Source organism: Pseudomonas sp. TWR1-1-4 (assembly GCF_049897165.1).
Lineage (GTDB): Bacteria > Pseudomonadota > Gammaproteobacteria > Pseudomonadales > Pseudomonadaceae > Aquipseudomonas > Aquipseudomonas canadensis.
Genome location: NZ_JAFCVS010000003.1, coordinates 513577 through 528481, shown reverse-complemented (window position 1 = coordinate 528481; position 14905 = coordinate 513577). Strand labels below are relative to the sequence as shown.

At 60.9% G+C, this 14905-nt stretch carries 12 protein-coding genes and 1 other RNA gene; 3 read left to right on the top strand and 10 right to left on the bottom strand.

All coding sequences use genetic code 11. The features are described 5' to 3' along the window. Positions 1-20 precede the first annotated feature (20 nt). Complete coding sequence (dnaX, locus tag ACP7C6_RS10835) at positions 21-2105, bottom strand: DNA polymerase III subunit gamma/tau (RefSeq protein ID WP_426108690.1); 2085 nt, start codon at positions 2103-2105, stop codon at positions 21-23. A 133-nt stretch (positions 2106-2238) separates the two neighbouring features. On the opposite strand from dnaX, the gene ACP7C6_RS10830 reads away from it, so the two are divergent. Together ACP7C6_RS10830 and ACP7C6_RS10825 are read left to right on the top strand one after the other, a co-directional pair. Beyond that, positions 2239-2988, top strand: a complete 750-nt coding sequence (locus ACP7C6_RS10830; protein ID WP_236318631.1) for a substrate-binding periplasmic protein — start codon at positions 2239-2241, stop codon at positions 2986-2988. Positions 2989-3043: 55 nt separating this feature from the next. Next, complete coding sequence (locus tag ACP7C6_RS10825) at positions 3044-3415, top strand: VOC family protein (RefSeq protein WP_323987147.1); 372 nt, start codon at positions 3044-3046, stop codon at positions 3413-3415. On the opposite strand, the gene ACP7C6_RS10820 is transcribed toward ACP7C6_RS10825, so the two are convergent. Then, the gene (locus tag ACP7C6_RS10820) at positions 3341-4288 is read right to left on the bottom strand and encodes a DMT family transporter (RefSeq protein ID WP_028617484.1); all 948 of its coding nucleotides are present in this window, start codon (positions 4286-4288) and stop codon (positions 3341-3343) included. The genes ACP7C6_RS10825 and ACP7C6_RS10820 overlap by 75 nt on opposite strands. 102 nt (positions 4289-4390) lie before the next feature. Between ACP7C6_RS10820 and ACP7C6_RS10815 the strand changes: the two genes are divergently transcribed. Then, entirely contained in the window at positions 4391-5254 is an 864-nt protein-coding gene (locus tag ACP7C6_RS10815) for a LysR family transcriptional regulator (protein WP_028617485.1), read from the top strand. 127 nt (positions 5255-5381) lie between these two features. Here the strand turns inward: ACP7C6_RS10815 and ACP7C6_RS10810 are convergent, their stop codons facing one another. The 8 genes from ACP7C6_RS10810 to zipA form a co-directional block, all read right to left on the bottom strand. Further along, positions 5382-5972 carry a hypothetical protein gene (locus tag ACP7C6_RS10810; RefSeq protein WP_426108689.1) on the bottom strand — a complete coding sequence of 197 codons (591 nt, stop codon included), beginning with the start codon at positions 5970-5972 and terminating at the stop codon, positions 5382-5384. Between the two features lies 1 nt (position 5973). After that, positions 5974-7020 carry an N-acetylmuramidase family protein gene (locus tag ACP7C6_RS10805; RefSeq protein WP_028617487.1) on the bottom strand — a complete coding sequence of 349 codons (1047 nt, stop codon included), beginning with the start codon at positions 7018-7020 and terminating at the stop codon, positions 5974-5976. Between the two features lie 157 nt (positions 7021-7177). After that, positions 7178-9139: a hypothetical protein gene (locus tag ACP7C6_RS10800; RefSeq protein WP_426108688.1), complete on the bottom strand. Its 1962-nt coding sequence runs from the start codon at positions 9137-9139 to the stop codon at positions 7178-7180. A 20-nt stretch (positions 9140-9159) separates the two neighbouring features. After that, positions 9160-9573, bottom strand: a complete 414-nt coding sequence (locus tag ACP7C6_RS10795) for a hypothetical protein (protein WP_028617489.1) — start codon at positions 9571-9573, stop codon at positions 9160-9162. A gap of 127 nt (positions 9574-9700) precedes the next feature. Beyond that, positions 9701-9797, bottom strand: an RNA gene (gene ffs, locus ACP7C6_RS10790) — signal recognition particle sRNA small type. Positions 9798-9946: 149 nt separating this feature from the next. Further along, the gene (locus ACP7C6_RS10785) at positions 9947-11110 is read right to left on the bottom strand and encodes a zinc-binding metallopeptidase family protein (RefSeq protein WP_426108687.1); all 1164 of its coding nucleotides are present in this window, start codon (positions 11108-11110) and stop codon (positions 9947-9949) included. 241 nt (positions 11111-11351) lie between these two features. After that, the gene (ligA, locus tag ACP7C6_RS10780) at positions 11352-13709 is read right to left on the bottom strand and encodes an NAD-dependent DNA ligase LigA (RefSeq protein ID WP_426108686.1); all 2358 of its coding nucleotides are present in this window, start codon (positions 13707-13709) and stop codon (positions 11352-11354) included. A gap of 88 nt (positions 13710-13797) precedes the next feature. Next, the gene (gene zipA / locus ACP7C6_RS10775) at positions 13798-14667 is read right to left on the bottom strand and encodes a cell division protein ZipA (RefSeq protein WP_308907853.1); all 870 of its coding nucleotides are present in this window, start codon (positions 14665-14667) and stop codon (positions 13798-13800) included. Positions 14668-14905 lie beyond the last annotated feature (238 nt).

Sequence of the window (14905 nt, the reverse complement as noted above, 5' to 3'; positions counted from 1 at the left end):
ATCAAGTTAGTAGCCCGGTGTCAGGACGCCTGGGGCACCGGGGCTTCGACAGGTTCAATAGTATCGTGACGGACGACCGCACCGAACTGTTGCATCATTTGCTGGATGAGCGGATCACCGTGGATCGAGTCCTCGGCCTCACGCTGACGGTTGATACGCCGGCGGGTCGCGGCCTGGGCCGGGGTTTCCTGCTCCGGCTTGATCAGCTCGATGGTAATGGTCAGCGTGCGCTCATGGTACTGGTTCAGTGCGTCATTCAGGCGGCGTTGCTGGGTCGCGTTGAACAAGGCGCTGTGGGCCGGGTCCAGGTGCAGCAGCCAGTGATCGCCATCGATGGAAATCAGCGTGCAGTTGGCGGCGATGCTACCGGTCATGCCGGAAATCGGCAGCTTCGGAAACAATTCCAGCCATTGCAGGGCCAGGCCGGTGGCCGGCGCGGCAGCGGGTTCCGCCTCAGGCTCGGGGGCCGGCTCGGCGGTGTGTTCGCTGGCCAGATCGTCCAAGTAGCTGTAGGCCGAATCCATGTCCGGCTCGATGTAGTCTTCGTCCAGCGGCGGTTCGTCGTCGAGGTCGATGCCCGGCGTGGCGGCTTCCACTTGGGCCACGGTCGGCTCGGGAACCGGCGCCGACACCCATTCGGGCGCGTCCGGCACCACACTGTCCGGGGTCGGCGTGGGCATCGGGGTCAGCTCGGGCTGCTCGCCGATGGTTTCCAGCACGGGCTCCACGGCGGGCGCTTGCTCGGCTTCGACTTCAGCGTCTACCGGGTCATTCCAAGGCAGGTCTACAACCGGTTCAGGTTCGACGACGGATTCGGGCTCGATCACCGGCGCAGCGACCACAGGCTCAGGCTCGGGCGGCGCAGCGACCACAGGCTCAGGCTCGGGCGCCGCAGCAACCGGCGCAGGCGCAGCAACCACTGGCGCAACCACCGCCGCGCCAGCCACTGGTTTGGCGGAATCAACTGTGGCCTGGCTGATCCCCACTGGCTTTAGCGGCTGTCTCGGCGCATCGGCCGAATCGGCGGGCCGGAACGCCAGCATCCGCAGCAGCACCATTTCAAAGCCACCACGCGGGTCAGGCGCCAGCGGCAGGTCGCGGCGGCCAATCAGGCCCATCTGGTAGTAGAACTGTACATCTTCGGCCGGCAACGCCTGGGCCAGGGCCAACACACGGTCGCGGTCGCCATGGCCGTTGTCGACACCCTCAGGCAGCGCCTGGGCGATGGCAACGCGGTGCAGCACATTGAGGATTTCCGAGAGCACGCCGTTCCAGTCCGGGCCTTGCTCCGACAGGTGACGCACAGCTTCGAGCAACGCCTTGGCGTCGCCTTCGATCAGCGCATGCAGCACGTCGAATACCTGGCCGTGGTCGAGGGTGCCAAGCATGGCGCGCACATCAGCGGCCATGACCTTGCCTTCACCAAAGGCGATGGCCTGGTCGGTGAGGCTCATGGCATCACGCATCGAGCCATCGGCAGCGCGGCCGAGCAGCCACAGCGCGTCGTCTTCGAACGGTACGTTCTCGACGCCCAGCACGTGGGTCAAATGCTCGACCACCCGCTCGGGGGTCATGTTTTTCAGCGAGAACTGCAAGCACCGCGACAGAATCGTTGCAGGAAGTTTCTGCGGGTCCGTGGTGGCCAGGATGAATTTGACGTAGGGCGGCGGCTCTTCCAGGGTTTTCAACAGGGCGTTGAAGGAATGGCTGGAGAGCATGTGCACTTCGTCGATCAGGTAGACCTTGAAGCGGCCACGACTCGGCGCGTACTGCACGTTGTCGAGCAGCTCGCGGGTGTCTTCGACCTTGGTGCGGCTCGCGGCGTCGATCTCGATCAGGTCGACGAAACGCCCTTCGTCGATTTCCTTGCACACCGAACAGGTGCCGCACGGCGTCGAAGTAATACCGGTTTCACAGTTCAGGCATTTGGCGATGATGCGCGCAATGGTGGTTTTGCCCACCCCCCGCGTACCAGTGAACAGGTAGGCGTGGTGCAGCCGCTGGCTGTCCAAGGCATTGATCAGAGCCTTGAGCACATGGGTCTGGCCGACCATTTCGCGGAACGAGCGCGGACGCCATTTACGTGCAAGAACCTGATAACTCATCGAAAACCGTCGCAACTGGGAAACAGAAGCCGGTAATGCTAGCGGAGCAAGGGGGAAATTGCATCCGGCACGCTTGCCTAATCTGACTAAGCTCATGTGACTGGCCCCCAAAAGGCCTGAACCCGGAGAGCTTATGCGCGCAGTCCTGGGCGTTTTATGGATGATTGCCACGGCCAGCCTTGCAGCACCCGCACCGCTGCGCTTCTCGGTTTCCGACAGTTGGGCGATGCCCATGGTGCAACTGGAAGATGGCCGGCCTACCCAGGGCATTTGGTATGACGTGATGTTAAGCCTGGCCACCCAGGTCGGCCGCCCTGCGCAATTCCATGTACTGGCACGGGCGCGCATCTCCAGCGCCATGGAACACGGTGATATCGATGTGCGCTGTTATGTCACCCAGGCCTGGGTCGACGACCAGTCCGGCGACTACACCTGGAGCATTCCGCTGATGGTGCAGCGCAACCTGTTGGTCAGCACCCACATTCCCCCGCAACCCATACACATCGACCAGCTCGCGCCGCAAGCCATCGGCACCGTGCTCAATTACCGCTACGTCACCCTCGACCCGCTGTTTGCCGGCGGCCAACTCAGCCGCGACGATGCGCGCAGCGAAGAGCAGGTGCTGCACAAACTGGTGGCCGGGCGTTTCAAGTTCGCAGTGGTCAATGAATGGATACTCGACCGCTTCAACCAGCGGATGCCGGTGGGCAAACGCCTGCACAAGGTGGCGGTGATCGATGAACAGAACCTGGGCTGCACCGTACGCAATGACCCGAACGTGCCGGTGCAGTTGATCCTGCGTACCTTGTTGCGGATGAAGATGTCGGGCGAGATCGACCAGATCATCCAGCTGTACACCGGAGAGACTCCTGACAGGAACTGACAGCACTGCCTTATAGACTCGGCTCCCTCACCACACGCGCTTCCAAGGAGCCCGCATGCACACCGTCGCCCATTACTTTTTGCTCTACGTCGACAGCCCGGCCACCAGCGCCAACTTCTATAGCCGCCTGCTGGACAAGCCGCCGGTGGAACTCAACCCGACGTTCGCCTTGTTCATTCTCGACAATGGCGTGAAGCTGGGACTGTGGTCACGCCATACCGTGCAACCGGCAGCGCAGTTCACGGGCGGTGGCGGCGAAGTGGGGTTGTCCCTGGCCGACCAGGCCGCCGTGGATGCCCTGCACGACCTGTGGGTAGAGCGCGGCGCAACGATTATCCAGTCACCGACCACCCTAGATTTCGGCTACACCTTCGTCGCCGAGGACCTCGACGGCCACCGCCTGCGCGCGTTTTGCCTGAGCGAGTGACCGCCAGCGCCCTTCCAGGCTGATGGCGGCCACGCTGGCCAACACGATCAAACCGCCCAGCACCACTTGCAGGGCGATATGCTCGCCCAGCAGCGTCGCCGCCATCGTCATGGCCACGGGCGGGATCAGGTACATCGCCACCGAGGCACGGCTGACCTCTACATGTTTCAACACATAACCCCAGGCCAGGTACGCCAGGGCACTGGGGAAGATCCCCAGCACCAGCACCGCGAGGTTTTCCGGCAATGGCGCCTGCATCATGGCAGCGGGCAGGCCCGGTAGATTCACGCAGAGCATCAAGGTGCCCGCCCACACCATGTAACACGCCATGGTCAACGGGCTATAGCGATGGGCATAGTGTTTCTGGATGGCGAAGTACAGGCTCCACGACACCGCCGCCAACAGGATCAACAAACCGCGCGGATCGATATCGCCCAGGCCGTGATCGCCCCAGATCACCACCAGCACACCCAGCAGGCCGAGCAACACACAGCTCCAACGCCAGACGCTGATCCGCTCCTTCAAGCAGAAGAACGCGATTAACACACTGAACAGTGGCGCCGATTGCGCCAGCACGCTGGACGCCGCTGCCGTCACGAATTGCTGTCCGTAATTGAGGCTGGTGTGATGCAGGAACACCCCGAAAAAACTCAACACCAGCAGCCACGGCAGATCCCGCAGGCGCGGCCTGCCAATGCCCATCACCAGTGCCACACACGCCATGAACATCGAGGCAATCAAGAACCGCAGCAACGCCAACTGGCCAGGGCTGTAGCTGTGCAGCCCCATGTGCACGCCAATCGGCGAATAGGCCCAACAGAGGATGACGCTGGCGATGACTAGCGTAAGCTTCAGGGGTGACGGGGTGTTCATCGACGGCATCCGAAAACAGAGAAGGAATACCGTCAGTCTTGGCCCGCACAAGACGCAGGACAATTAACCGTTTCTGACTTCTGAAATCACTGGAACTGAGCAATGGAACTGGCCCAACTGAAAATGGTGCGAGCCGTGGCACAAACCGGCAGCGTGGCCCAGGCCGCCGTGCACTTGCATTGCGTGCCGTCCAACATCACTACGCGGATAAAGCAACTGGAAAGCGAGTTGGGCACGCCGCTGTTCATCCGAGCCGGGCGTGGGCTGGCAATCAGTGCGGCGGGGGAGATTTTCCTCGAATACTGCGAACGCATCCTGGCCTTGGTGGACGAATCCAAACGCGCCGTGGACGCCAACGCCATACCCCGTGGCACCCTGCGCATCGGCGCAGTGGAGTCCAGCGCCAGTGGCCGTCTGCCGCCGCTGCTGGCGGAATACCACCGACGCTACCCGGATGTCAGCCTGGAACTGGTGACCGGCGCCTGGGGCGAGCTGCTCGATGACCTGCAACACCATCGCCTGGATGTGGCGCTGGTGGCCGCTGGCAACAAACGCGCAAAGCTCGAACACAGCGTGGTCTACAGCGAGCGCCTGGTGCTGATCGCCAGCGCCTCCAGCGAACCGATCCGCAGCGCCGAAGACCTGGCCGGCCGCACCTTGCTGGTATGGCCACCGGGTTGCCCTTATCGGGCAGCGCTGGAGAACTGGGTCAAGCCCCATGCGTTCAAGCCGACCATTGCCAGCTATGCCAGTTGGGGCACGATCATTGGTTGCGTGAGTGCCGGGATTGGCGTGGCGCTGGCGCCGGAAGGCATCCTGGCCCGCTATGAGCAGGCCAATCAGCTGGCATCGTACCGGTTCGATGAACTGCAGGCGGTGGACAACCTGCTGTTCTGGCACAAGGACACCCAGCGGCATCTGGCACGGGATGCGTTTGCCGGGTTACTCCGCGAAATATTCGGTTGATGAAGATCCAAAATGTGGGAGCGGGCTTGCTCGCGAAAGCGGTGGCTCAGTCACTGCATCCAGCGACTGACACTCCGTATTCGCGAGCAAGCCCGCTCCCACATCTAGATTTTTGCCGTTTTCGAGATCAGCTTTTGGGGGCCGCCAACCGCGCGTATTGATCCTGGCTGATCCACCCCGTAAACGAGCGACCCTCTGCGTTGATGAACTCGACCTGGGCCCAGCCATCCTTGAATGCCAGCACACCGACCACGTCGTTCTTGACGATGTAGGGACGTTTAGCCGCCTTGGCACTTGGATTTTTCAGCAGGTAAGCCTTGTCGGCTGAGACCTTGACCAGGCCGATCCATTTTTTGCTGGCGGTCTGGGTCAGGTCCAGGCCGGTGGCAATTTCCGGCATCAGCACATTGAGGCAACCCGGATGCTGACGGCCTTCTGCCACGGTGAGGGTCACGCCGTCCGAAGAAGGCGCCACGCTGCCGGGATAGGCAGTGTCGTTCCAGGTGGTCAGCGCTGAGGGCTTGCCTTGCAGGTAGAACGTGCAGCTGCGAGTAACGCCCTCGCCCATCTCTTCCGCGTAATAGCCTTCCACCTGATGCTCAGGCGTCACCGCCAGCATCAGCCCTTCGTATTTTCCGGAATGCAATGCAGGCGAACCGGCAAATGCGGGGCCAACGGCGCACAACGACAACACACCCACTGCTAGAAAACGGATCATCTTATTTTTTTCCTTCAAGTTTCTCGTAGGCTTCTTTCATCAGGACGTCATAGTTGCCGTAGTCCTTGCCGTTATAGTTACGGGCCATCGAAGTGAAATCCTTGGCTTTCATGGCCGTCATCAACGCCGGGCTGTTAGCGCAAAACGCGAGGAACGCCTTCAGTTGGTTACCGACATTCACTTTTAATGCCGCGGCAAACTCAAACACCGTTTTGTAACCGCATGAGGCGTAGTTGAACCCCATGGTCTGAAACATGCCCCACGACGCCGACATCAACGCCGCTTCCTGGTCCAGGGCGAATGCAGTGGCCATGGTTTCCCAGGCCTTGACCTGATCCTTGTTATTGACCTGCCACTGCGGCCCGGCCTTTCTCACATAGATGTACGAAAGCAGCGGATGCGCCTGGTCGTAGATATGCTTGGTGTACTTGCGAAATTGGTGCCCTTCAAACGCAATGATCGGTAACTTGGCCGGCCCGAATCCCGAGCGACCACCGGACTCCACCGTGGCGAAGGCCCTGATGACATTCACCGAAATGCCGTTGCCTAACTGCTTGGCGGCATTCTGAAAATCCGTATCGGTGAGCGTCATGCCGCCATCGCACGTGGCCTGGAGCATCAATTGGCGATTGCGCCGCTCAGCCTCGATCATTGCCCGCATACGGTCCAGGTACACGTTGACGGTGGCTTGCACCGCGTCACCCTGGTTGTTACCGAATGCATTCAGAAAGCTTGGAATGCGCATGCTCGGAAAGGCCTTCACCGGTACCTTCACCGCCTCTTCGATCAGGCTGTTGAAGGTTTTACCGGTCGGGTCGATCACACCATCGGGGTGCGCGTATTTGAGATGACGGAACTGATACTGGCTGATGCACTGCACCAACTGACCGTCGCACTTGCCGTTTTCGGCCAGTGGGAAGCCCAGTTTGGGAATGATCAGATTGAATAAATATTGGATGCACTGCACATCGGAAGGCAAGTTGCGGGCTTTACCGGGCGCGCCTACTGAAGCACTGATAAGACGGGGCAACCCTTGCAGGCTTTTCATCACAGACATCCTTGTTAGTTAAAGAAGTGATGGCACTTCAATATCAACCGCACACCCTTGTCATACTCTGAAACAAGTGGCTGGCGGAAACTAACAAGGTGGTTTTAGGTTGTCCAGAGCGACCGCTGAAAGTTGTGAAACAGCCGAATTAAATAAATCAGTAACCGTGGAATTCACGGGTTTTCTGGTAGGTGTGGAAATCAATCCACTCGACCACGTCGTAAGGCAGGTAAAGCTGCATCCGCGCTCGGGAAATGGCGATGTACACCGCGCACAGCCGCTGGTCGAACGCGTAGGCGTCCTTGAACTTCACGTTGGTCAGCAGTTCGGGCGTCAGCAGCACCCGGTCGAACTCCATGCCGCCCGCCTCCTCCGCCAGCATCAGCAGGCAGCGCTTGCCGGGGACGCCGCTCAGGCGGTTCAAGCGCGTGATATCGGCAACGTTGAAGCCTTTTTCCAGCTCGCTCTCGACCCACAGGAACGACTCGTCGTACTGGCTGGCATCGCGCACCTGTTGCCAGTCGTCCATGTCGCTGAAGTAAGCATGGGGGCCGTTGTCGTTGTGCTCGTTGCTGTAGAACTCTGGCTTGAACAGCGCGATGACGCTGATCATGAAGCGCTGCAAATCCTGTTGCGCACCACTGTCGAGGAAGCCAAACGGGCAGTTAGCCTGCTGCAACTGAATGGCCCATTTCATGGTGTCCCAAAGGGACGCAGTCAACACCACGCAGCCTTCGGGTGGCACGAAACCCTGAGGGTAATGCTCAATGCCAACGTCGGCATCCCGCGCGCCTTCGAAGGGCGTCTTGCCCTTCTGCGAGTGCACGCTGATCAGCGGGTTGACCAGGCGCTCGACGTTGCGGCCCGAGCGCACCGAGTAATTGATATCGGTGTGCCGGACTTCACGCTTGCGCCTGACCATTACACCGCTGGCCAATTGGTACTCATCGCCAAGGGTGATCAGCACCTGGCGGCCACGTTCGATAATCTGCAACAACGAGGGTGGAATGTCCTGGCTTTCATCGATCAGCACATGGGTGTACCGCGGCGGCACCACGCATCCATCGAGGCTCGCGCGCTTGATCAGCAACAAGGCTGCGAAGGCCGTCTGACCGGCCCACTGCGGGTTGGCGTCCAGATACGTCCACAACCGGCTGGAATACTCCAGCAACGCCTGGGCGTCCACGCTGGACAAGGCTTGCTTGAAATGCGGCAAATGCCTGGCCGACAGGCTGTGATGGTTGGAGTGGCAGTAGCTGTCGAGCACCTTCAGGCAGATATCGAGCGTTGCCGCGCCATCGTGACCACGCCAGCCGTGGATATTCAGGGTCTGCGACACTTCGTGTTTGCTGGGCAACCGAGTTGGCGTGGCCTGCGCGGCGGGTCGTTGCCCCTGCAACAGCGCCTTGGCGAAGGCAGCAAAGGTCGAACCGGTCTTGCTGTCCTTGGCCAGTCCCATGCGTTCACGCAGGGTCGCGAGTTTTGCCCCGGTGCGCGCCAGTATCAGGGTTTGGGCCGGCCGCAGGCACTCCATCAAGGCGCCAAGCAGGTGGCTCTTGCCAATGCCGGCGTAGCCTTGGACATGCAGGTCTTCGTTCAGGTTGGCACGGAAAGTCCGCACCAGCTTGTCCTGCGCCGGGCTGAGCCAGCGCTCACGGTGCCGGGGCGTGACCATCTGCTGGCTGAACGGATCATTGCTACGTAGATGGCGGACCTTGTAGCCGATATCCCATTTGCCAGTAGGCAACAGGTAATTCCGCTCTGCGACTTCTTCAACCGACAACAGGCGCAGATTGACCGTTTTAAGGGCGTTGAAGCCGAAGTACAACTTGCGTGGATCGAACAGCCGCTGGGCTTCTGACAACAACGTGGCGGCGCCCGCTCCGCGGGTATCGACCGCCCAGTCGAGCAACTTGGCCAAGATGCGCTCGGCGCCCGCGCAGGTCAGGTCCTTTTCGGCCGCTTGGGCCAGGTTCTGGATAACCAGCACGGCGGCCAGCTCTGGGTCTGTCAGACCGACCAGGGCCTTGGCGCCGTCCGCGCCGAGCAGGGCCGTGCAGGTTTCCTCCGTGACAGGCAGGAAGACAGGGCTGGATAAGTCAAAGTGTTCCGGTTGCATAGTGCCTCGCCACCAGGGAATCAGGCATTGCCATGACCGCCCAGTTCAAACCGATACTCCCCCAGGGAGCCCGACATATTGCCGCGATGGGGACCCGCGTCAGCCGTGGCGGTCATCGCATTGACCTGCTGCTGGAGTTCGAACACCGCCATATCCAGCAGCCGGCGCAGGTCCTCGGCACTCTGTGCGGCTACATTCAACTGCAGCGTGTAGGCGCCAGTGAGTGGCGGCGGCATGGGCTCATTGGCCACGTCCGCAGACCGGATCATTTCCGCCTGGCTGAGGATTTCCGCGTGCTCGTCGTCCATAAGGTCCAGCACCCGCGACAATTCCAGGGTCTGTTCAGGATGGGATTGGATGCGGTCCTTGATCTCCAGGCGCCGCATCTGCCACTCCCGCAGTTTTTCGCGCGTGAGGTCGTCGACTTTTTCCACGTGTGTTGTCTCCGGATGCCAGGCACTGGAGTATGCCGCCATGGACTGCACGATGGCAGATGGCTTGAAAGCATTTTTTTGAATTGAATTTGAGGAGGTGTTGCAAGGAAGAGCGTTATGGAGGCAACCCCACCAGCCACACCCCGGCACACAATGTTCCCGCTGTGGCTGCTGCCTTCCGGCTCTGACCAGGTTCACGGGTAATCGTTGCGGGGGGACCGATGGGGTCACCATAACGACGCCTGCCTCTCGGCAAGCGGGGCCATTGTACCGATCTCATCGGAAGTTACAACCGTTGGGGCCGGATTAAAAATATCCGATGGTTCAAGCACTTGTGTCTATCGCGGGGCGGCCATCGCCGGCAAGCCGGCTCCTACAGGGTGACGGCTTCGTCTGCTCGGCCACCTTCCTCCTGGATCACCAGGTGGATGAAGTGCAGCTTGGCGATTACCGCCGGAGGCAGCACGAAAGGATAGAAATCCGGCTGGCCCATGCTGCGCGACAGTTCATTGAGCATGCCGGCCAACTCGATCCAGGCGTTGACGAACGACAGGAACGCCACGCCGCCGGGGTGTTCGGGGTCGTAGAGGGTGGTGAGCGGGAATGGCTGGTAATCCAGGTCCATCTCGCGGGCGCTCATGCCAAAGCCGAGGGCGGTGTCGACGGCGTCCATCATGTGCAGGTAGTGCGCCCAGGTTTCGGCCCAGTCTTCCCAGGGGTGCATGGTGGCGTAGGCACTGACGCAGGTTTGCTGCCAGTCCGGTCGTGGGCCGTTCTGGTAGTGCTGGTCGAGAGCATCGGCATAACTGGCGCGTTCGTCGCCGAACAGGGCGCGAAACGGTTCGAGCCAGTGGGTATTCGCGATCAGGCGATCCCAGTAATAGTGGCCAACCTCATGGCGAAAGTGACCGAGCAGCGTGCGGTAGGGTTCGCGCATTTGTACGCGTACCTTTTCACGGTGGGCGTCGTCGGCTTCCTTGATGTCGAGGGTGATCAAGCCGTTCGCGTGGCCCGTCATCGGCGCGTTGCCCTCCAGGTCGATACCGACGAAGTCGAAGGCCAGACCGTTGTCTTCGTCGACACTCTTGGGCACCACTTGCAGGCCAAGGCTGATCAATTGCGCGACCAAGCGGCGCTTGGCGGTTTCGACTTTGCGCCAGCGCTCATGGTTTTCTACGATCGACAGGTCAGGGATGGTGCGATTGAGGCTGCAGGCCACGCACAGCGGCGCGGTGCTGTGAGCCGGGATCAGCCAATTGCAGGCGGCCGGCGTGTCGAGGTTGGCGCAGCGACGGAAAGCGCCGGCGTCGAGGCTGCCATCTTGCAGCCAGGTGCCTTCCACCGGGCCGGGCCGCAGGGAGTCCAACCGGGCTTGTTGGGGTTGGTAGCCCAGCAGCGCCTGGCAGGCCAGGCACTGGCTGTTGCGAAAGAACAGGGATTGGCCGCAACGGCACTGCCAGACCTTGCTGTCACGAGACGAGCCGGCCACGAACGGTGCGGCAATGCGCGAACTGAGTTGCTCGAAGTAGCGAAACATGGCGATCTCTCCCTGGGGTGCCCAAGACTAGATCACTTTCGCTTCAGAATCGTTCCACATTGTTGTAGTGAGCGGGCTTGCCCCGCGCTGGGCTGCGTAGCGGCCCCAAACCCGGCACTTCGGTCTATCCGAAACACTTCGGCGTCCTTGTTGGGGCGGCTTCGCCACCCAGCGCGGGGCAAGCCCGCTCACCACAGCAAGCCCGCTCACCACAACACGCTTGTTTACCCCACAGTCCACATCAGACAGTGATGTTGTGCTTGGCCAAGAAGGCGACGAAAGCCTCTTCGTCCAATACCTTCAGGCCCAACTCGCTGGCCTTGGCCAGTTTGGAACCGGCCCCCGGCCCCGCCACCACGCAATGAGTCTTCGCCGACACGGAACCCGCCACCTTGGCGCCGAGGCTTTCGAGTTTTTCCTTGGCCACGTCGCGACTCATCAGTTCCAGGGAGCCAGTGAGAACCCAGGTGTGCCCAGCCTCAGGCAAGCCTTCGACGACCTTCTTCTCGCTGCTCCAATGCATGCCGAAGTCTTTGAGCTGCTGCTCGATGGCCAGGGCGCGGCTCGCGTTGTCGGCGTTATCGAAGAACTCGCGCACGGCCTTGGCTTGTTTCTCGGGCAGGGCCTGGCGCATGTCCAGCCAGTCGGCCTTGATCACGCCTTCAAGGGTGACGAATTTGTCCGCCAGCTTCTGCGCCGCGCCGGGGCCGACGCTCGGTACGTGCAACTTGTCGAGCAAACCGCCCAAGGTGGCGCTGGCGGCGAATTCGGCACTCAGGTCGCCCTGATCCTGCAGTTGCAGGCCGCATTCCTGCGGCGACAGCAGCGCGCCGATCACGTCCTGGTTATGGCTGTCTTCAAAGAAACTATGAATCTCATGCGCCACTTCCAGGCCCACGTCCGGCAAGTACGTCAGCACTTCCGGCAAGGCCTTCTGCACGCGCTCCAGGGAGGCCAGGGAGCGCGCCAGCACCTTGGCGGTCTCCTCGCCGACGTCGGGAATGCCCAGGGCGTAGATAAAGCGCGCCAGGGTCGGGGATTTGCTGTTTTCGATGGCGGTGATCAGCTTCTTGCTGGAAATGTCGGCAAAGCCTTCCAGGTCGATGATCTGTTCGTACTTGAGCTTGTAGAGGTCGGCCGGCGAACCAATCAGCTTTTCATCCACCAGTTGCTCGATGGTTTTGTCGCCCAGGCCATCAATGTCCATGGCGCGGCGCGAGACGAAATGGATGATCGCCTGCTTGAGTTGCGCGCCACAGGCCAGACGCCCGACGCAACGGTACACCGCGCCTTCGCTGACGGTTTCCTTGCCCTTGCTGCGCTTGACCAGTTGCGTGCGCTCCACGTGGGAACCGCAGACGGGGCAGCTCTCGGGGATCGGCACCGCACGGGCGTTTTCCGGACGGCGCTCAAGCACCACCGAGACCACCTGCGGGATAACATCCCCGGCGCGGCGAATGATCACGGTATCGCCGATCATCACGCCCAGGCGCGCCACTTCATCCATGTTGTGCAAGGTGGCATTGGACACGGTGACACCCGCGACCTTGACCGGCTTCAACCGCGCCACCGGCGTAACGGCGCCGGTACGCCCGACCTGGAATTCCACGTCGAGCAATTCGGTCAGCTCTTCCAGGGCCGGGAATTTATGCGCGATGGCCCAGCGCGGTTCGCGGGCACGGAAGCCCAGCTCTCGTTGGGAAGCGATGCTGTTGACCTTGAACACCACGCCGTCGATCTCATACGGCAGGCTGTTGCGCCGCTCGCCGATATCGCGGTAGTAGTCCAGGCAATCCTGAATGCCTTTGGCCAGCTTCAGTTCGTGACTGATGGGCATGCCCCATTTCTGCAACTGTTGCAGGTTGCCGATGTGGGTGTCGCTGATGTCGGTGGTTACACCGTAGCAGCAGAACTCCAAGGGTCGGCTGGCGGTGATCTTCGAATCCAACTGACGCAGGCTGCCGGCAGCGGCGTTGCGCGGGTTGGCGAACGTCTTGCCGCCGACTTCCAGTTGCGAGGCGTTGAGCCGCTCGAAACCGGCCTTGGACATGAACACTTCGCCACGCACTTCCAGGGTCGCCGGCCAGCCGCTGCCGTGCAGTTTCAACGGAATATTGCGCACGGTGCGCACGTTGATGCTGATGTCCTCGCCGGTCGTGCCGTCGCCGCGGGTGGCGCCACGCACCAGTTCGCCGTCCTGATACAGCAGACTGACCGCCAGGCCATCCAGCTTAGGTTCGCAGCTGTACTCCACCACCGCGCCACCGCCAAACAGATCGCCAGCCGGCAGGTCGAGTCCTTCGGTGACCCGGCGATCGAATTCCAGCATGGTGGTTTCGTCAAAGGCGTTGCCGAGGCTGAGCATGGGGATCTCATGCTTGACCTGGGTGAACGCCGACAACGCCGCACTGCCGACCCGCTGCGTCGGAGAATCGCGCGTGACCAGCTCTGGGTGCTCGGCTTCGAGGGCCTTGAGTTCATGGAACAGCCGGTCGTACTCGGCGTCGGGAATGCTCGGTTCGTCGAGGACGTGGTAACGGTAGTTGTGCTGATCCAGTTCAGCGCGCAGTTCGAGGATGCGGGTGTGGGCGGCGGTCATGGGTGTTCTCTCAGAAAGCAAAAGAGCAGCCGAAGCTGCTCAATATGTTAGTGCGCTTATTCTATCCGACAACGCCGAGGAGCAATCCTCAGCGTTTTTGTGTCAGGGCGCGACGCTCGAACTCGACGATGCGCTGACGGTAATGCTCGATGGTCTGGGCGGTCAGGACACTGCGTTGGTCGTCCTTGAGTTCGCCATTCAGTTCCTGCGATAGCTTGCGGGCTGCAGCCACCATCACGTCGAACGCTTGTTTCGGGTGACGCGGACCTGGCAGGCCGAGGAAGAAGCTCACCGCCGGAGTGCTGAACAGGTCGATATCGTCCAGATCGAAGGTGCCCGGCTTGACCGCGTTGGCCATGGAGAACAGCACTTCGCCGTTGCCGGCCATGCTTTCGTGGCGATGGAAAATATCCATCTCACCGAAACGCAGGCCGCTTTCCAGAATATTCTGCAACAAAGCCGGGCCTTTGAAGCCGGCGGCGTCGCGGCAGATCACGCTGATCACCAACACTTCTTCAGCGGCAGGCTGGTCGTTGACCGATTGGCGCGGCGCGGCGGAAGTCTTGCCCAGGTTTTCATCCGGGAAATCATCGTCGCGACTGCTGAAGCTCGGGCCCTCATCTACGTCGAGGTTCAGGTCACCCTGATGCGGTTCAGCCACGGCGGCACTGGCACGCTTGCCACGCTTGGAGGACGGCTCACGGGCTTCACGCACCGGCGCGCTCATCGACGGCAAGTCGTGTTCGTCCAGTTGCGGCTCTTTATGCGTATCCAGCACACGCGGCGGCCCCAGCAACTCGGCGGCGCCGTCGTCGTCGGGTAAGTTGGACAGGTTGCGGTCCAGACGGAATTTGAGCTTGCCCTTGCCACCGCGCATACGGCGCCAGCCATCAAAAAGAATACCGGCAATGACAATAATGCCGATGACGATCAGCCACTCGCGCAGACCGATTTCCATGTAATCCCGTGCCTCTAATAAAAAATGCTGAAAAATAAGGGGTTTAGCAACGTGCAAACCGCTTTAAAACGTGGCGCCAACTCTATGTTCTGACTGACGTTTTGCCCACGCATACGAAAATTTGACATTAAACTAGCACGACCAAAGATAACTTTACACCGTCTGTCAAAATGCCTTGAACAAATATGTCCATTTGCCACTTTCGCCAGACCGGTAAAGCGTCTTACAGCGCGCTATA